Below are 16,298 nucleotides of genomic sequence, written 5' to 3'. Positions count from 1 at the left end.
TGTCACCCTCTCCTCACCCGCCGCAACTCTGTGCATCCCCTGTGACCCATCTGCGTCTCCCCCCACGAGACCAGCCAGAAGGAGATCGAGTGAGACAGCAGTCCCACGACACCGGCGCCGCCCGTACTCCCCGCAAGACCGCGGTGCGCGCAGCCGCCCTGGTCGGCTCGGCGGCCATGGTCGTCCTCGCCCTGCAGAACGGCCCCGCGAGCGCCGCGCCCGCGCCGCACCCGTCCGGTGCCCAGGCCGTCGAGCTCAGCGCCCCGGCCCGCGTCGCCGCGCTGCGGTCGGCCCAGGACCACGCCGGTGAGACGGCCCGGCGACTCGGCCTCGGCGCCGAGGAGAAGCTGGTCGTCCGGGATGTCGTCAAGGACGCGGACGGCACCGTGCACACCCGCTACGAGCGCACCTACGCCGGTCTGCCCGTGCTCGGCGGCGACCTGGTCACCCACGTCGCCGGCAACGGTTCGCTCAAGGGCGTCGACAAGGCGGTCAAGACCCGGATATCCGTGCCGACGACCACCGCCGCCGTCCCGGCGGCGAGCGCCGAGAAGACCGCCCTGAAGGCCGCCGGCACCGCCAAGGCCAAGGCCACCGGCGCCCGCAAGGTCGTGTGGGCGGCCGCCGGCACGCCGGTCCTCGCCTACGAGTCCGTCGTCAAGGGCCTCCAGCACGACGGCACCCCGAGCGAGCTGCACGTCATCACGGACGCCCGGACCGGCAAGAAGATCTACTCCTACGAGGCGATCGACACCGGCACGGGCACCAGCCAGTACAGCGGCTCCGTCCCGCTCGGCACCACCGCCGCCTCCTCCGGCGGCTACGACCTGGTCGACGGCGGCCGCGGCAGCCACCGGACCTACGACCTGAACGGCGGCACCAGCGGCACCGGCACGCTCTTCCACGACGCCGACGACGTCTGGGGCGACGGCACCGTCGGCAACCGCCAGACCGCCGCCGTCGACGCCGCCTACGGCGCCGCCGTCACCTGGGACTTCTACAAGTCCGCGTTCAACCGCAACGGCATCGCGGGCGACGGCAAGGCCGCCTACTCCCGCGTCCACTACGGCAACGCCTACGTCAACGCCTTCTGGTCCGACAGCTGCTTCTGCATGACCTACGGCGACGGCGTGAACAACGCCAACCCGCTGACCTCGCTCGACGTGGCCGGCCACGAGATGAGCCACGGCCTGACCGCGGCCACCGCGAAGCTCAACTACAACCGCGAGTCCGGCGGCCTGAACGAGGCCACCTCCGACATCTTCGGCACCTCGGTGGAGTTCTTCGCGAACAACTCCGCCGACGCCGGTGACTACCTCATCGGCGAGAAGATCGACATCAACGGCGACGGCACCCCGCTGCGCTACATGGACAAGCCCAGCAAGGACGGCGCCAGCGCCGACTACTGGTCCAAGACGGTCGGCCGCCTCGACGTGCACTACTCGTCCGGTGTCGCCAACCACTTCTTCTACCTGCTGTCCGAGGGCAGCGGCGCGAAGACGGTCAACGGGGTCTCCTACAACTCCCCGACCTACGACGGCTCCACGGTCACCGGCATCGGCCGGGCCAAGGCCGCCCAGATCTGGTACAAGGCCCTGACCACGTACTTCACCTCGACCACCACCTACGCGGGTGCCCGCACCGGGACCCTCCAGGCCGCGGCCGACCTGTACGGCTCGGGCAGCGCGGAGTACAACGCGGTGGCGGCCGCCTGGAAGGCCGTCAACGTCAAGTAGTCCCGCACCCGGGGACCGCGGGCCGGGCCGCCCGTCACGGGTGGTCCGGCCTGCCGTCCCCGTACAGCCAGTCCTTCCAGATCCCGCCGAAGTCCTCCTCGGGGGCCTTCTCCTCCACGAACGCGGTGAAGTCGGCGGTGTCGGCGGTGCCGTGGCGGTGGGCCGCGGCCCAGCCCTGCAGGATGTCGTAGAAGGTGTCGTCGCCCACCTTCTGCCGGATCTTGTGGAGGACCATCGCACCGCGCCCGTAGACGGGGCTGTCGGAGATGTGCGCGGCGCCGGAGGGCCTTGCCGGCGGGAAGGCCCAGAGGGCCTCGTCGTCCTCCTCGTACAGCTCGGTGAACGTCTCCTGGGCGCTCTTGTCGCCGTAGTCCTCCTCGTACAGCCACTCCGCGTAGGTCGCGAAGCCCTCGTTCAGCCACATGTCCCGCCAGCTCTCGGGGGTGACCGAGTCGCCGTACCACTGGTGGGCGAGTTCGTGCACCAGGGTGCCGGTGTCGAACTGGTCGCCGGGGAAGACGGGCCGGTTCTGCGTCTCCAGGGCGTAGCCGACGTCGTCCGGCCGCTCCACGATCGCGCCGGCGGAGGAGAAGGGGTACGGCCCGAAGTTGGTCTCCGCCCAGTCGATGATCCCGGGGAGCTCCGCGAGGACGTCCTCGCTCTCCTCGGCCTGGGTGGGGTCGACGGCCGTGAGGACCGGCAGGCCGTGCGGGCCCGTGGTGCGCGCGAAGTCGTAGTGGCCTATCGCGAGGACGGCGAGGTAGCTCGCCATGGGCTGGGCGGTGTGCCAGTGGTAGGCCGTCCGGCCGCCCTGCTCGCGCCGCTGCGTCAGCTCACCGTTGGAGACGGCCTGGAGTCCCTTCGGGACGGTGACCGTGAGGTCGTACGCCGCCTTGTCGGAGGGGTGGTGGTTGCCGGGGAACCAGGCCATGGATCCGACGGGTTCACCGACGGCGAGAGCGCCGTCGGCCGTGGGCAGCCAGCCCTCCTCGGAGTCGTCGGGGTCGGTGAGGGTGCGCGGGGTGCCCGAGTAGCGCACGGTCGTGCGGAAGGTCTCGCCCTCGGAGAGGTCGTCGTGCGGGCGGACGGTGAGTTCCTGGCCGGCGCGGCTCCAGCGGGCGTCCTCGCCCTCGACCCGGACCGAGTCCACGTGCAGCCCGGCGAGGTCCAGGTCGAAGGCGGACAGGTCCTCGGTGGCGCGGGCGGTGATCACGGCCGTACCGGTGAGACGGCGGGTGGCCGGGGTGTAGTCCAGGGTGAGGGCGTAGTGGCCGACGTCGTAGCCGCCGTTGCCGGCCTTCGGGAAGTACGGGTCGCGTACGCCGGAGCCGCCCGGGGTGCCCTTCACACCGCCGTCGCACGCGGTGCCGGTCAGCGCGAGGGCGAGCAGTGCGGCCACGGCCGGTAAAAAGCGTATGGATCTGGACATGTCAGTGATCTTAGGCGGCCGGGGCGTCCCGCGGCGGGATCCGGCGGACCGGCGTGACACCATCTCCCCGTGCTCGACATCGGCTACGCCCTCTCCAACCGGTTCCCGGACCCCCCGCAGACCGACTACCGCCGCGCGGACGTGCACGCGCTGCGGCACGACCTGTTCTGCGGCGACGTCTACCTCGCGGACACCGAGACCGACCGGGAGCTGTCCACAGCCTGGGGATGGGTGCCCGTGCTGGACTTCGCCTGGGCCCTGTGCGACATCGCGGAGGAGCTGGACCGGGACCCGATGGGCTCCCGCGCCGCCCGCCCGCAGCACGCGGAGCTCGACTTCACCGAGTCCACCGACCGGATGCTCTTCGAGCGCCGCTTCGGCTGGGTGGACATCACCGCCGACTGGGTGCCGGCCGAGGAGCCCCCGCTGGCCTTCTCCCACGCCGAACTGCGCCGGGAGGCCCGGGACTTCCTGCACGACCTGATCGCGGACCTGACCGACCTCCACGACGACCTCGCGGAGAACCCGGCGATCTGGACCCTGCAGGCCCGCTTCCCCCGGGTGGCCTGACTCACTCCTGCACCCGTCCCCCCTCCACCCGTCATCCCTCCACCCGTCATCCCTCCACCCGGATGCCCAGCTCCGCCGCCAGCACCGGGGCCAGGTCCAGCAGCTGGCCCGGGCTGATCACCGCGCCGGAGAGCCGGTCGAGGCCGCGGCCGACGACCAGCGGGTCGGCGCCGCGCAGGTCCACGTCCTTCAGCGTGGCCCCGCCGAAGTCGGCCCCCTTCAGGGCGCAGCCGGTGAACTCCACGCGCTCCAGGCGCGCACCCGCGAAGTCCGGTTCGACCAGGACGCAGGAGTCGAAGACGACGTCCGTGAGGCGGGCCTCGCGCAGGTTCATGAAGTCGATCTTGCCGCCGCGGACCAGGACCCGCTCCAGCACCGCGCCGTGCAGCTGGGTGCCGCCCAGGCGCGCGTCCACCACCTCCACGTCCCGGAACGTGGCCTCGGCCAGCTGCGTGCCGACCCCGCGCAGGCCGGTCAGCACGGAGTCCAGCACCCGGGCCCGGCCCAGCGCCGTGCCGTCCACCGCGCAAGCCGTCAGCGCGCAGTCCATGAAGCGGGCGCCCACGCCGTCCTGCCCGGCCAGGTCGAGATCCCGGAACTCCAGGCCGTCGTAGTCACCGTCCGGCTCCAACTCCCCCGCCGTCCACGGCTGAAGGGGCGGCAGCCGCAGCTCCGGCCGCCGCGCGCCCTTCACCCCCGCCCGGCCCGCCGGCCGGCTTCCCGTCGTTCGCCTCACCATGCGCCCATGCTGCACCCCGCCACCGACAATCCGCCCCGAGCCGCGAGAACACCCCGGTGCGGCCGGTGATGTCACATTCCCGGGGGCCTCGGCCGTCGTACCCGCCGAGCAGGTGGACCGAGACCAGGGAGACTCCATGCACCGCATCACCGTCATCGGCGGCGGCTTCGCCGGACTCACCGCCGCGATCACCGCCGCCGAGGCCGGCGCCGAGGTCACCGTGTACGAGGCGCACCGGGTCCTGGGCGGACGGGCCCGGACGGCACCGGGGCCGTACCGGACCAACGAAGGGCCGCACGCGCTCTACGCCGGCGGCCCGCACTGGGCCTGGCTGCGGCAGCGGGACCTGATCGGCCCGCTGGCCCCGCTGCCGCCGCTGGAGGCCGCCCGGCTGCGGCTGCGCCACCACGGCGCGCTGCGCCGCACCCCGCCCTTCGCCATGCTCAGGCTGCTGCGGCGGCGCACCGGGCCGGCCCCCGTCGACGCCGACTTCCTCGGCTGGGCCACCGGCATCGCCGGCGAGGAGGGCGCCCGCGCGGCGGCGAACTACGCGGCCGTGGCCCTCTTCCACCACGACCCGGGCAGCCTGTCGGCGGCCTTCGTGCACGAGCGGCTGCGCCGGGCCACCAAGCTGCCGCCGGAGGCGCACTACCCGCGCGGCGGCTGGGGATCGGTCATCGAGCGGATGGCCGCGCGGGCCTGGAACATGGGCGTGCGCATCGAGACGGGGTGCCGGGTGGAGGAGCTGCCCGAGGACACGCCGGTCGTCGTCGCCACCGCCCTGCCGGCCGCCCGCCGCCTGCTCCGCGACGACTCGCTGACCTGGCCCGGCGGCCGTACCGTCCTGCTCGACCTCGCCGTCCGCGCCCGGCGCGGGGACCTCTTCGCCGTCTCCGACCTGGACGCGCCCGGCTGGGTGGAGCGGTTCACCGCGCAGGACGCCTCCCTCGCCCCGGCCGGGGAGCAGCTGCTCCAGGGGCAGTTCCCGATCGGGCCCGGCGAGACCCGGGCCGACGGTGTCGCCCGCGCCGAAGCACTGCTCGACCTGGGCTTCCGGGGCTGGCGGGAGCGGGTGACCTGGCGCCGGGAAGCCGTGGCGGACGGCCGTACCGGGGCCGTGGACCTGCCCGGCCGCAACTGGCGCGACCGTCCCGCCGTGGACCGCGGGGACGGGGTCTACCTCGCCGGCGACCAGGTGGCGGCCCCGGGCGTGCTGGCAGAGGTGTCCTTCAACAGCGCGGTCACCGCCGTCTCCCTGATCCTCGGCCGGCCGGCCCTTGACCTCAAGCGCGCTTGAGGTCGGAGGGTGGGGGCACGCAGAGCCGCTCACGCGGCACCGTCTCCTGGGGGGTCACATGCTCGCCGTCCGTCTGTACGCCTTCGGTCCCGCCGAGAACCTGGTCCACGAGGAGGTCGCGGACCCGGTCCCGGGCCCCGGCCAGGTGCGGATCGCGGTGGCCGCCGCCGGGGTGCACCTGATGGACACCGCCGTACGGGAGGGGCACCAGGGCCCGCTGCCCGCGCTGCCCGACCTGCCGACCGTGCCGGGCCGGGAGGTCGCGGGGGTGGTGGACGCGCTCGGCGACGGCGTGGACGACGCCTGGCTCGGCAGGCGGGTGGTGGCCCACCTCGGCTTCGCCCCCGGGGGGTACGCCGAACTCGCCGTCACCGACGCCGAACGCCTGCACGAGATCCCGGAGGGCCTGGACGCCGCCGCGGCCGTCGCCATGATCGGCACGGGCCGTACCGCGCTGGGCATCGTGCAGTTCGCCGAGCCGGGACCCGGGGACGTGGTCGTCGTACCGGCCGCGGCCGGCGGCATCGGCACGCTGCTCGTGCAGTACGCCAAGCACGCCGGCGCGGTCGTGGTCGGACTCGCGGGCGGCCCGGAGAAGACCGCCCGGGTCCGGGCGAACGGCGCCGACCTCGCCGTCGACTACACCGACCCCGGCTGGCCCGCCGAGGTCCGCGCCCACCTGGGCGGCCGGCCCGCCACGATCGTCTACGACGGTGTCGGCGGGACGGTCGCCCGGGAGGCCGTCGGCCTGCTCGGCCCCGACGGCCGGCACCTGGTCTTCGGCTGGTCGGCGGAGGGCATCGCCGAGGGCCGGGGATACCTCGCCGAGGGCGTCTCCCGGTCCGTGCTCGGCCCGGAGATGCTGCGGCGGGCGGGCGGCCTGCGCGCGCTGGAGCTGCGCGCCCTCGCCGAGGCCGCCGGAGGCCGGCTGCGCCCGGCCGTCACCCGCTTCCCGCTCGCGCGGGCGGCCGCCGCCCACCGGGCCCTGGAGCAGCGCGCCACCGTCGGGAAGGTGGTCCTGGAACCCTGAGCGGACCAGGGGGCGACGCGGGTCGGGAGGCGCGCGCGTCAGGAGGCGCGCGCGTCAGGAGGCGCGCGCGTCAGAGGGCGCGCGCGTCAGCGTCCGGAGCCCAGCGCGGTCAGCGCCTCGTCCGTGAGCCGGTACACCGTCCACTCGTCCTGCGGGCGGGCACCCAGCGCCTCGTAGAAGCCGATCGCGGGCCGGTTCCAGTTCAGCACCGACCACTCCAGCCGCTCGTACCCGCGCTCCACGCAGATCCGCGCCAGTTCGGTCAGCAGCGCCCGCCCGTGCCCGCCGCCGCGCGCGCCGGGACGGACGTACAGGTCCTCCAGGTAGATGCCGTGCACCCCGCGCCAGGTGGAGAAGTTCAGGAACCACAGCGCGAACCCGACCGGCTCGCCGCTGTCCTCGTCCACCGCCAGGTGCGCGAACGCGGCGGGCCGCTCGCCGAACAGCGCCTCGCGCAGCTGCTCCTGGCCGGCCCGCGCCTCCTCGGGCGCCTTCTCGTACTCGGCCAGTTCACGGATCAGGGTGTGGATGACGGGTACGTCGGCAGGGGTCGCGGTACGGATCATGCGGCGAGGGTAACCGGTCGGCCGGCCGGGCCTCAGTGCCGTCCCGCCACCCGGTCCGCCACCTTCGCCAGCCGCGAGGACTCCGCGCCGGGGCGGCGGCGTTCACGCTGGTCGGCGGCGCGGTAGGTGGCGTACATGCCCTGGACGCCCAGCCAGCGCAAGGGCTCCGGCTCCCACTTGCGGACCTTGTGGTCCACCCACGGCAGGTCCGTCAGCTCGGTCCGGCCGCCCTGGCCGGAGTCTTGCTGGAGGAGGTCGCGCAGGGTGCGCGCGGCCAGGTTGGCGGTGGCGACGCCGGAGCCGACGTAACCGCCCGCCCAGCCGAGGCCGGTGGAGCGGTCCAGGGTGACGGTCGCGCACCAGTCGCGCGGCACCCCGAGGACCCCCGACCAGGCGTGCTCGACGCGGACGCCCGCGAGGGCGGGGAAGAAGCGGGTCAAGATCTCCCGCAGGGCCTCGACGGTTGCCTCCTGGGTGCGGCCGTCGTTGTCGGTGCGCGAGCCGAAGCGGTACGGCACCCCGCGCCCGCCGAGCGCGATCCGGCCGTCGGCCGTGCGCTGGGCGTACATGTAGGCGTGCGCCATGTCGCCCAGGGTCTCCCGCCCCGCCCAGCCGATCGCCGCCCACTGCTCCTCGGTCAGCGGCTCGGTGACGATCATCGAGGAGTTCATCGGCAGCCAGGTCCGCCGCTGGCCCTTCAGGGACGCGGTGAAGCCCTCGGTGCAGCGCAGCACGTACGGGGCGCGGACGGTGCCGTACGGGGTCACCGCGTGCCGGGGGCGGATCTGCGTCACCGGCGTCGACTCGTGGATCGTCACCCCGAGCGCCTCCACGGCCGCCGCCAGGCCCTTGACCAGCTTGACCGGGTGCAGCCGGGCACCGTGCGGGGTCCAGGCCGAGCCGACCGCGTCCGCGACCCGGATCCGCTCGGCGGTCTCCCGGGCTCCGTACAGCTCCCGGTCCTTCTCGCCGTGGGCCAGCTCGTGCTCGTGGAACGCCCTCAGCCGGGCCAGCTGGGCCGGGGTCGTCGCGACTTCCAGCACCCCGCCCCGGTGCACGTCGGCGTCGATGCCCTCCGCCTCGGCGACCGCGATCACCTCGGCCACGGTGTCGTTCATCGCCCGCTGCAGCCGTACGGCGGCCTCGCGGCCGTGCAGCTTCGCGTACCGGTCCCGGCCGGCGATCCCGTTGTACAGCCAGCCGCCGTTGCGGCCGGAGGCGCCGTAGCCGCAGAACTTCTGCTCCAGCACGGTGATCCGCAGGAAGGGGGCCGCCTTCTTCAGGTAGTACGCCGTCCACAGTCCGGTGTACCCGCCGCCGACGATGACGACGTCGGCCGAGGCGTCCGAGGACAGCGGCTCCCGAACCGCCGGAAGGCCGTCGTCCGCGAACCAGAAGGAGATGCCACCGTTGACGACACTGCTTGCCCAGCTGCTCATGGCCGGGACGTTAACCCCTGAGCCCGGCCAGTGTCTCCTTCGGATTCCATGCTTTTCCCCGCCCTCTGACCAGCGGGTGGCAGGCCAGCCCGATCAGCACGGAGACGAAGTGCCCGACGTCGGTGAAGGCCGGCGAGCCGGTCAGCGGCAGCCCGAACACGGCGAGCACCACCGCCAGATAGCCGTACCGCCAGGGCGCCGCGATCCGGTAGCCGAGCACCGCGATCACTCCGGCCAGCGCGTAACTCACCCCGATGTCCAGGGTGTCGACCGCCGTGGGCGGGGCCAGGCCGTCCCGGATCGCCTTCAGCAGCACCCCCTCGCTGATCAGCGAGGCCAGGACGTGCGCGAGCGCGCACACCGCCAGCCAGCGGGCCGTGCCCAGCCAGCGCTCGGCCGGCGCGTGGAACACCGTGTACAGGAAGGCGTACGGCATCCAGTGGCCGTCCTCGATCCACATCGCGCTCGTCACCAGCACCCGCACCGGGCTGCGGGACAGCTCGTGGATGTTCGTGGACCGGTGCCGCAGGAAGTGCTGCTCGAACCCCGGCGGCATGTGGTGCAGGGCGACCGTCGTCACGAACAGGACCCCCAGCCACACGTACGTGCCGGGAGCACCGCGGACGTACGTCACCACCCGGCTCAGGCCCCGGACAATTCCCATGAGCCGATTGACGCACGCCGGTATCGTCCGGTCCGTGATCGACATCCCCGGCGAACTCGCGAAGGCACAGGAGAGGTACAACGGCGCGGCGGGGCGGGCGTTCATCGCCGCGCTGCCGGACCTCGCCGCCGGCTTCCTGCACCGCTGGCGGCTACGGCTCGACGGGCCGTCGATGAACGGCGTCAACGCCCTGGTCCTGCCGGTCGTCCGCGCCGACGGCGTCCGCGCCGTCCTCAAGCTCCAGCTGACGGACGAGGAGAGCGAGGGCGAACCGGTCGCCCTGCGGGTCTGGGCCGGCGACGGGGCCGTACGGCTCCTGGAGCACGATGCGGCCACCGGCACCATGCTCCTGGAGCGCCTGGACGAGTCCCGGATGCTGGCCGGCCTCGGCGACACCCGCGCGGCGGTCCTGGTCATCGGACGGCTGCTGGCCCATCTGACGTCGTTCCCGGCCCCGCCCGGCCTGCGCCGGCTCGGCGACATCGCCGGGGCCATGCTGGAGCGGACCCCCTGGGCCCTGGAGCGCATCCCCGACCCGGAGGCCCGCCGGATCGTCGCCGACTGCGCCGCCGCCGTACGCGAGGTCGTGGCCGAGTCCGGCGACCGGCTGCTGCACTGGGACCTGCACGACGAGAACGTCCTCGCCGCCGGCCGCGCCGACTGGCTCGCCATCGACCCCAAGCCGCTGGCCGGCGACCCGGGCTTCGAACTGTGGCCCGCCCTGGTCAACCGCTTCGACGCGGCCGAGGTCCGCTGGCGCTTCGACGCGCTGACCGATGCCCTGGACCTCGACCGGGAGCGGGCCCGCGCCTGGACCCTCGGCCGGCTGCTGCAAAACGCCCTGTGGGACGTGGAGGACGACCGTCCCCTCCAGGACCACCAGCTGGAGATCGCCCGCCGGCTGGCCTGAGAAAGCCCAGGTGGGACACGTCCCGCCTGGGCTGATGGAGCCCCCTGTCGGATTCGAACCGACGACCTTCGCTTTACAAGAGCGGCGCTCTGACCAGCTGAGCTAAGGAGGCACGCACCGGGGGTGCTCGTGCAGTGTACCCAGCCTCAGGGCATGTCCTGTCGAAAATTTCCGCGAAGTTCACAGGGGCGCGGGTACTGACAGAGCAGGTGAACGCCAGGTACCGTCCTGACCCGGTTCACTCACGTGGACTACGCCAACCACCTTCCTACAACGGATCGTCCGGCACGTTCCTGCCGGTAGAAGGGGGCCCATTCACCATGGCCACAGTCACGTTCGACAAGGCGACCCGGATCTACCCGGGTTCCACCAAGCCCGCCGTCGACCAGCTCGACATCGCGATCGAGGACGGCGAGTTCCTCGTCCTGGTCGGCCCGTCCGGTTGCGGCAAGTCCACCTCCCTGCGGATGCTCGCGGGCCTGGAGGACGTCAACGGCGGCGCCATCCGCATCGGTGACCGCGACGTCACGCACCTGCCGCCCAAGGACCGGGACATCGCCATGGTGTTCCAGAACTACGCCCTCTACCCGCACATGACGGTCGCCGACAACATGGGCTTCGCGCTCAAGATCGCCGGCGTCAACAAGGCGGAGATCCGGCAGAAGGTCGAGGAGGCCGCGAAGATCCTCGACCTCACCGAGTACCTCGACCGCAAGCCGAAGGCGCTCTCCGGCGGTCAGCGCCAGCGTGTCGCCATGGGCCGCGCGATCGTCCGGGAGCCGCAGGTCTTCCTCATGGACGAGCCGCTGTCCAACCTGGACGCCAAGCTCCGCGTCTCCACCCGTACGCAGATCGCCTCCCTCCAGCGCCGCCTCGGCATCACCACCGTCTACGTCACCCACGACCAGGTCGAGGCCATGACGATGGGCGACCGGGTCGCGGTCCTCAAGGACGGTCTGCTCCAGCAGGTCGACTCGCCGCGGAACATGTACGACAAGCCCGCGAACCTCTTCGTCGCCGGCTTCATCGGCTCCCCCGCGATGAACCTGGTCGAGGTGCCGATCACCGACGGCGGCGTGAAGTTCGGCAACAGCGTCGTCCCGGTGAACCGGGACGCCCTGGCGGCCGCCGCCGACAAGGGCGACCGCACGGTGACCGTCGGCGTCCGCCCCGAGCACTTCGACGTCGTCGAGCTGGGCGGCGGTGCCGCCGCGTCCCTGACCAAGGACAGCGCGGACGCGCCGGCCGGCCTCGCCGTCTCGGTCAACGTGGTCGAGGAGCTGGGCGCCGACGGCTACGTCTACGGCACCGCCGAGGTCGGCGGCGAGCTCAAGGACCTGGTGGTCCGCGTCAACGGACGCCAGGTCCCGGAGAAGGGCTCCACGCTGCACGTCGTGCCGCGGCCGGGCGAGACCCACGTGTTCTCCACGTCGACGGGCGAGCGCCTCACCGACTGACACACCCCACACGCTCGACGCCAGGGCCCCGCGGCCGGACCGCGGGGCCCTGTCCGTCGTGGGGGACACCCCGGCGCGGCAGCCCGGGTCACCCCGGCGCCAACGATCACCACGGGCCCCGCCGGTCAACCCTTTACCCACAAAGCGGCGCGTTCTCATCCCCCGTAAGAGTGACTCAATGTCTCCAAATCATCACAGCGCGCTACCCTCACACGCGTGAAGCACTCCACCACCCCGCAGACGCGACGCGGCCACCGGGGCGGCCCTGCCCGCCGGATCGGCCGCTCCCTCGCCCTCGTCCTGCCCGTCGTCCTGGTGCTCTCCGGGACCCTCGCGGTCACCCGGGTCGACTGGACCGGCAGCCCGTCCAGCTCGGTGCTGGCCGCCTCCGACGTATCGCCGGCCAAGGCCCCGGCCAAGACGGTCACCCGCGCCCCGCAGGACGTGCTCCGCGACCAGCTGATGACCGAGCTCCAGGAGAAGAACCCGGGCGCCGTCCTCACCCACCTCCAGCAGGCCGTCAACGGGCGCCCCTCGCTGGCCCGGCACTGCTCCTCCATCGCCCGCGCCCTCGGCAAGGCCGCGGTGCGCATCTACGGCGCCCCGCGCGCCCAGTCGTACGCCCGCCCGGTGTGCGACACGTCCTTCGCCTCGGGCGTCCTGGCCGCGCACGGCTGAGCGGGGGGAGCCGGCCGACGGCGGAGCGCACGGCCGGCTCCCGGCGGGCCGGGGGACGGCTCCCGGCGGGCCGGGGGACGGCTCCCGGCGGGCCGGGGGACGGCTCACGGGAGCACGTCTCCCCCGGCGCACCCCGGTGGGGTGCCACGTACAGTGCGGTCATGACCCATCCGAACGCCGCGTCGCGCCCCACTCAAGCCGTGATCCTCGCCGGTGGCCAGGGCTCCCGGCTGCGTCCGTACACCGACGACCGGCCCAAGCCGATGGTCGAGATCCCCGGTACGGGCACTCCGATCATCGGCCACCAGCTCACCTGGCTCGCCGAGGAAGGCGTGACGGACGTGGTGGTCTCCTGCGGCCACCTCGCCGACGTCCTGCAGAAGTGGCTGGACTCGGCCGACCTGCCCGTCTCCGTCACCACCGTCGTGGAGACCGAGCCGCTGGGCCGCGGCGGCGGCCTGCGGTACGCGGCGGAGCACCTGCCCCATCCCGACCGGGCCTGGTACGCCACGAACGGGGACATCTGGACGCGGTTCTCCCTGCGGGACATGGCCGACTTCCACACCGAGCGGGATGCCGTGGCCACCCTGGCGCTGGCCCGCCCGCGCATCCCCTGGGGAGCGGTGCGCACCGACGGGTTCGGGCGCATCACCGACTTCATCGAGGCACCGCCGTCCACGTTCGAGATCAACGCGGGCGTCTACGTCTTCTCGCCGGAGTTCGCCGCGCTGCTCCCCGAGCGGGGGGACCACGAGCGGACCACGTTCCCGCGGCTGGCCCGGGAGAAGAAGCTCGCCGGGTTCGCCCTCCCGCAGGGGGCGTACTGGCGGGCCATCGACACGGCCAAGGACCTGACGGAAGCGGCCAAGGAACTGGCGTCGCTCGGCCGCTGACGGCGCAGGCGCGGTCCGCCGCACGCGGAAGGGGCCCCGTACCTCGGGAGGTGCGGGGCCCCTTGCCGTGCCGTTCCGTCAGCCCAGCAGGCCGCCCACCAGGCCCGGCTGGCCGGTGGAGGAGCTGCCGCCGGAGCCGGTCGTGCCGCCGCCCGTCGAGGACGTGCCGCCGGTGGTCGTGCTGCCGCCCGTGCTGGTCGGGCCCGCCGTCGTGCTGGGGGCGCCGCCCGTCGTGGGCGACTGGCGGGGCGGGACCTGGCCGGTGGTGCCCTGGGTCTGGCTGGGCGTCGTGGTGGTGGCGCCGGCGGTGCTGCGGCCGGTGCCCGGGGTGGTGGCCGCCCCGGAGGGGCTCGCGCCGGCCGTGGCGCCGCTCGTCGGAGTGGCGGAGGCCGACGGGGTCCTGTCGTGCCGCTCGCCCGGCTCCTGCGGGAACGGGGAGCCCGGGAGCTGGTTGCGCGGTGCCTCGCCGGGGCCGGGGACGACCACCCGGCCGGAGTCGCGGACCGCGCCGCCCAGCAGGGCGCCGATGAGCAGGGTCAGGCCGACCGTGACGAACGTGACCAGCGCGCCGCGGCGCAGGACGTAGCGGCGCAGCTCCCAGATGTCGGAGCGGGGGCCGAGCCGCCGCCAGGCGCTGCCCGCGAGGCGGCCGTCCACCGAGTACACGGGGGCGCCGGCGATGATCAGGGGGGACCAGGCCGCGAGGTAGATGATGTCCGGGGCGTCGTAGGCCGGGACGGTCTTCCAGCTGACCGTGACGATCAGGGCGGCGGAGAGCAGGGCGCCGACCACCGCGGCCACGCGCTGCCAGCAGCCGAGGACGGTCAGCACGCCGACCACGACCTGGAGGAAGGCGATGACCAGGCCGGAGCCGACCGGGTGCTGGAGGGCGAACTGGCGCAGCGGCTCGGCCACGTCCCACGGGTGCAGGGTGTTGAGCCACTTGACCATGGAGCCGCGCTCGCCGCCGTCGAAGTAGACGGGGTCGCACAGCTTGCCCATGCCGGCGTAGATGGAGATGAAGCCGAGGAAGACGCGCAGGGGCAGCAGGACGACGCCGAGGTTGAGCCGGCGGCCGGGGTAGTAGGCGTGCCGGGCCGGGTCGTCGCCCTGGCGCCTGGCGGGGCGCTCGCCGTCGGTCTCCGGGTCGCCGTCGGGTCCGAGGCCGGGATCGGTGTCGGGGCCGGCCGGGTACGTGTCGTAGGGCGCGTAGCCGGTCTCCGGGTGCGCGGGCTCGTCGTAGGCCCCGGTGACCGTGCGCATGTGCGGCAGGAGGCGGGTGCCGTCGGCGTCGGCGGGGGTGCGCTGGTGGCCGACGACGGGAGTCTCGACGGTCTGGTCGAGCTCGTCGTAGGTGTCGGCGTAACCCGTCTGGACGCGCGGGATGACCTGGGTGGCGCCGGCCTCGGGCTCGTCGGCGTGACGGACGCTGCTGCCCCGCACGGCCTGGAGGAGCCGGTGGGCGCCGGTGTCGTCGGGGGCGGACTTGCCGCTCCACACGACGGGGCGGCGGCGGCCGGTGGCGCCGGCCCGGCCCGCCGTGCCCACGACGGGCATCCGGGCGGTGTCCTGGCCGGCGCTCAGATGCCGGGCGATCCGCGGGGATTGGGTCCGACTCGCCGTCGCGCCCAGCTGCACGCGGAAGCTGGCGTGGTTGACGATGACCTGCGCCGGATCGCTCGGCACCTTCACCATGCTCAGCGCGGGAGCGTCGTCGAAGCCCGACGAGCGGTCCCCCGTGGGTGTGCGGGGTGTTCTGGTGTCCACACTCATCTAACCGAGTGACGTGGTGTTAGGACACTGCTTTGACCGCCCGGATGTGTCCGGACCCCGTCAAAGCCGCCCCGAACGCCATATGGACGCCCGAATTACCCCGCCGGGGTGAAGTTCCGGACGGATGTTCAGCTCCTCCTGCGCGCCGCCTCGTACAGGACGATGCCCGCGGCCACACCGGCGTTGAGCGACTCCGCGCCGCCCGGCATCGGGATCCGGACCCGGAAGTCGCAGGTCTCGCCGACCAGGCGGGACAGGCCCTTGCCCTCGCTGCCGACGACGATGGCGACCGGCCCCCGCAGCGCCTCCAGGTCGCCGAGTTCGACCTCGCCGTCCGCCGCCAGGCCGACCACCGTGACACCGGCCTTCTTGTACGACTCCAGGGTCCGCGTCAGGTTGGTGGCGCGGGCGACCGGGGTGCGGGCCGCCGTACCGGCGGAGGTCTTCCAGGCACCGGCGGTCATGCCGGCCGAGCGGCGCTCGGGGACGACCACGCCGTGGCCGCCGAAGGCGCAGACGGAGCGGACGACCGCGCCGAGGTTGCGCGGGTCGGTGACACCGTCCAGGGCGACGACCAGCGGGTCCTCACCCTCGTCGGCCGCCGCGTCGAGCAGGTCCTCGGGGTGCGCGTACTCGTACGGCGGGACCTGGAGGACCAGTCCCTGGTGGTTGAGGCCGTTGGTCATGCGGTCCAGCTCGGGCCGCGGGGCCTCCATCAGGTTGATGCCACCGCGCTCGGCGGCGAGCTGGAGCGCCTCGCGGACGCGCTCGTCGTTGTCGATGAACTGCTGGACGTACAGCGTCGAGGCCGGGACGCCCCCACGGAGCGCCTCGACCACCGGGTTGCGGCCGACGACCAGCTCGGAGGCGGACTTGCCGCCGCCCCGGCGCTGCTGTGGCCGGCCGCCCAGCGAGCGCCGGGCCTTGGCCGCGGCGGCGCGCTGCTTGGCGTGTCCCTTGCGCATCTCGGCGGGCGGGGTCGGGCCCTTGCCCTCAAGGCCCCGGCGCCGCTTGCCGCCGCTGCCGACCTGCGCGCCCTTCTTGCCGGACATGCGGCGGTTGTTCGCGGCCATGACCTACCTGTTCTCTACGGAAGTGGGTGTACGTCTATGCAGTG

15 protein-coding genes and 1 tRNA gene are annotated in these 16,298 nt (G+C 73.5%); 8 read left to right on the top strand and 8 right to left on the bottom strand.

Annotated features, from left to right (window positions below):
• Positions 1 to 176: 176 nt before the first annotated feature.
• Complete coding sequence (locus ABZ576_RS04650; protein WP_360736630.1) at positions 177 to 1,736, top strand: M4 family metallopeptidase; 1,560 nt, start codon at positions 177 to 179, stop codon at positions 1,734 to 1,736.
• A 34-nt stretch (positions 1,737 to 1,770) separates the two neighbouring features.
• Here ABZ576_RS04650 and ABZ576_RS04645 read toward each other — a convergent pair whose 3' ends face one another.
• Positions 1,771 to 3,165 carry a M1 family metallopeptidase gene (locus tag ABZ576_RS04645; protein ID WP_360735750.1) on the bottom strand — a complete coding sequence of 465 codons (1,395 nt, stop codon included), beginning with the start codon at positions 3,163 to 3,165 and terminating at the stop codon, positions 1,771 to 1,773.
• 69 nt (positions 3,166 to 3,234) lie between these two features.
• Here ABZ576_RS04645 and ABZ576_RS04640 point away from each other — a divergent pair, with 69 nt between their 5' ends.
• Positions 3,235 to 3,735 carry a hypothetical protein gene (locus ABZ576_RS04640; RefSeq protein WP_360735748.1) on the top strand — a complete coding sequence of 167 codons (501 nt, stop codon included), beginning with the start codon at positions 3,235 to 3,237 and terminating at the stop codon, positions 3,733 to 3,735.
• A gap of 46 nt (positions 3,736 to 3,781) precedes the next feature.
• Here ABZ576_RS04640 and ABZ576_RS04635 read toward each other — a convergent pair whose 3' ends face one another.
• Positions 3,782 to 4,474: a pentapeptide repeat-containing protein gene (locus tag ABZ576_RS04635; protein ID WP_360735746.1), complete on the bottom strand. Its 693-nt coding sequence runs from the start codon at positions 4,472 to 4,474 to the stop codon at positions 3,782 to 3,784.
• A gap of 136 nt (positions 4,475 to 4,610) precedes the next feature.
• Between ABZ576_RS04635 and ABZ576_RS04630 the strand changes: the two genes are divergently transcribed.
• Positions 4,611 to 5,771, top strand: a complete 1,161-nt coding sequence (locus ABZ576_RS04630) for an FAD-dependent oxidoreductase (RefSeq protein ID WP_360735744.1) — start codon at positions 4,611 to 4,613, stop codon at positions 5,769 to 5,771.
• A gap of 58 nt (positions 5,772 to 5,829) precedes the next feature.
• A complete protein-coding gene (locus ABZ576_RS04625) occupies positions 5,830 to 6,801 on the top strand; it encodes a zinc-binding dehydrogenase (protein ID WP_360735742.1) in 972 nt (323 codons plus the stop codon).
• An 86-nt stretch (positions 6,802 to 6,887) separates the two neighbouring features.
• On the opposite strand, the gene ABZ576_RS04620 is transcribed toward ABZ576_RS04625, so the two are convergent.
• Genes ABZ576_RS04620 through ABZ576_RS04610 form a run of 3 tightly spaced genes read right to left on the bottom strand, consistent with a single transcriptional unit; the run spans position 6,888 to position 9,470 of the window.
• Positions 6,888 to 7,367, bottom strand: a complete 480-nt coding sequence (locus tag ABZ576_RS04620) for a GNAT family N-acetyltransferase (protein ID WP_360735740.1) — start codon at positions 7,365 to 7,367, stop codon at positions 6,888 to 6,890.
• A gap of 32 nt (positions 7,368 to 7,399) precedes the next feature.
• A complete protein-coding gene (locus ABZ576_RS04615; RefSeq protein ID WP_360735738.1) occupies positions 7,400 to 8,806 on the bottom strand; it encodes an FAD-dependent oxidoreductase in 1,407 nt (468 codons plus the stop codon).
• A gap of 10 nt (positions 8,807 to 8,816) precedes the next feature.
• A complete protein-coding gene (locus tag ABZ576_RS04610) occupies positions 8,817 to 9,470 on the bottom strand; it encodes a rhomboid-like protein (RefSeq protein ID WP_360735736.1) in 654 nt (217 codons plus the stop codon).
• Between ABZ576_RS04610 and ABZ576_RS04605 the strand changes: the two genes are divergently transcribed.
• Positions 9,469 to 10,380: an aminoglycoside phosphotransferase family protein gene (locus ABZ576_RS04605; protein WP_360735734.1), complete on the top strand. Its 912-nt coding sequence runs from the start codon at positions 9,469 to 9,471 to the stop codon at positions 10,378 to 10,380. The genes ABZ576_RS04610 and ABZ576_RS04605 overlap by 2 nt on opposite strands.
• 35 nt (positions 10,381 to 10,415) lie before the next feature.
• Here ABZ576_RS04605 and ABZ576_RS04600 read toward each other — a convergent pair.
• A tRNA-Thr gene (locus tag ABZ576_RS04600) sits at positions 10,416 to 10,492 on the bottom strand.
• A gap of 208 nt (positions 10,493 to 10,700) precedes the next feature.
• Between ABZ576_RS04600 and msiK the strand changes: the two genes are divergently transcribed.
• The 3 genes from msiK (at position 10,701) to ABZ576_RS04585 (ending at position 13,408) form a co-directional block, all read left to right on the top strand.
• The gene (gene msiK / locus ABZ576_RS04595; RefSeq protein WP_360735732.1) at positions 10,701 to 11,837 is read left to right on the top strand and encodes a diacetylchitobiose ABC transporter ATP-binding protein MsiK; all 1,137 of its coding nucleotides are present in this window, start codon (positions 10,701 to 10,703) and stop codon (positions 11,835 to 11,837) included.
• A gap of 216 nt (positions 11,838 to 12,053) precedes the next feature.
• Complete coding sequence (locus ABZ576_RS04590) at positions 12,054 to 12,515, top strand: hypothetical protein (protein ID WP_360735729.1); 462 nt, start codon at positions 12,054 to 12,056, stop codon at positions 12,513 to 12,515.
• A gap of 161 nt (positions 12,516 to 12,676) precedes the next feature.
• Positions 12,677 to 13,408 (top strand): nucleotidyltransferase family protein, encoded by a 732-nt coding sequence (locus ABZ576_RS04585; protein ID WP_360735727.1) that lies wholly within the window; start codon positions 12,677 to 12,679, stop codon positions 13,406 to 13,408.
• A 78-nt stretch (positions 13,409 to 13,486) separates the two neighbouring features.
• On the opposite strand, the gene ABZ576_RS04580 is transcribed toward ABZ576_RS04585, so the two are convergent.
• Positions 13,487 to 15,181, bottom strand: a complete 1,695-nt coding sequence (locus tag ABZ576_RS04580; protein WP_360735725.1) for a DoxX family membrane protein — start codon at positions 15,179 to 15,181, stop codon at positions 13,487 to 13,489.
• A 128-nt stretch (positions 15,182 to 15,309) separates the two neighbouring features.
• Positions 15,310 to 16,254 (bottom strand): 23S rRNA (guanosine(2251)-2'-O)-methyltransferase RlmB, encoded by a 945-nt coding sequence (rlmB, locus tag ABZ576_RS04575; RefSeq protein WP_360735723.1) that lies wholly within the window; start codon positions 16,252 to 16,254, stop codon positions 15,310 to 15,312.
• Positions 16,255 to 16,298 lie beyond the last annotated feature (44 nt).

Source organism: Streptomyces sp. NPDC013455, from assembly GCF_040632975.1.
Lineage (GTDB): Bacteria > Actinomycetota > Actinomycetes > Streptomycetales > Streptomycetaceae > Streptomyces.
This window is presented reverse-complemented; position numbering and strand designations above follow the sequence as displayed.

Excerpts from the sequence above, each read along its gene's own strand:
- ABZ576_RS04650 (WP_360736630.1), top strand. The coding sequence starts at position 177 with ATGGTCGTCCTCGCCCTGCAGAACGGCCCCGCGAGCGCCGCGCCCGCG.
- ABZ576_RS04645 (WP_360735750.1), bottom strand. The coding sequence starts at position 3,165 with ATGTCCAGATCCATACGCTTTTTACCGGCCGTGGCCGCACTGCTCGCC.
- ABZ576_RS04635 (WP_360735746.1), bottom strand. The coding sequence starts at position 4,474 with ATGGTGAGGCGAACGACGGGAAGCCGGCCGGCGGGCCGGGCGGGGGTG.
- ABZ576_RS04630 (WP_360735744.1), top strand. The coding sequence starts at position 4,611 with ATGCACCGCATCACCGTCATCGGCGGCGGCTTCGCCGGACTCACCGCC.
- ABZ576_RS04625 (WP_360735742.1), top strand. The coding sequence starts at position 5,830 with ATGCTCGCCGTCCGTCTGTACGCCTTCGGTCCCGCCGAGAACCTGGTC.
- ABZ576_RS04620 (WP_360735740.1), bottom strand. The coding sequence starts at position 7,367 with ATGATCCGTACCGCGACCCCTGCCGACGTACCCGTCATCCACACCCTG.
- ABZ576_RS04615 (WP_360735738.1), bottom strand. The coding sequence starts at position 8,806 with ATGAGCAGCTGGGCAAGCAGTGTCGTCAACGGTGGCATCTCCTTCTGG.
- ABZ576_RS04605 (WP_360735734.1), top strand. The coding sequence starts at position 9,469 with ATGAGCCGATTGACGCACGCCGGTATCGTCCGGTCCGTGATCGACATC.
- ABZ576_RS04610 (WP_360735736.1), bottom strand. The coding sequence starts at position 9,470 with ATGGGAATTGTCCGGGGCCTGAGCCGGGTGGTGACGTACGTCCGCGGT.
- msiK (WP_360735732.1), top strand. The coding sequence starts at position 10,701 with ATGGCCACAGTCACGTTCGACAAGGCGACCCGGATCTACCCGGGTTCC.
- ABZ576_RS04585 (WP_360735727.1), top strand. The coding sequence starts at position 12,677 with ATGACCCATCCGAACGCCGCGTCGCGCCCCACTCAAGCCGTGATCCTC.
- ABZ576_RS04580 (WP_360735725.1), bottom strand. The coding sequence starts at position 15,181 with ATGAGTGTGGACACCAGAACACCCCGCACACCCACGGGGGACCGCTCG.
- rlmB (WP_360735723.1), bottom strand. The coding sequence starts at position 16,254 with ATGGCCGCGAACAACCGCCGCATGTCCGGCAAGAAGGGCGCGCAGGTC.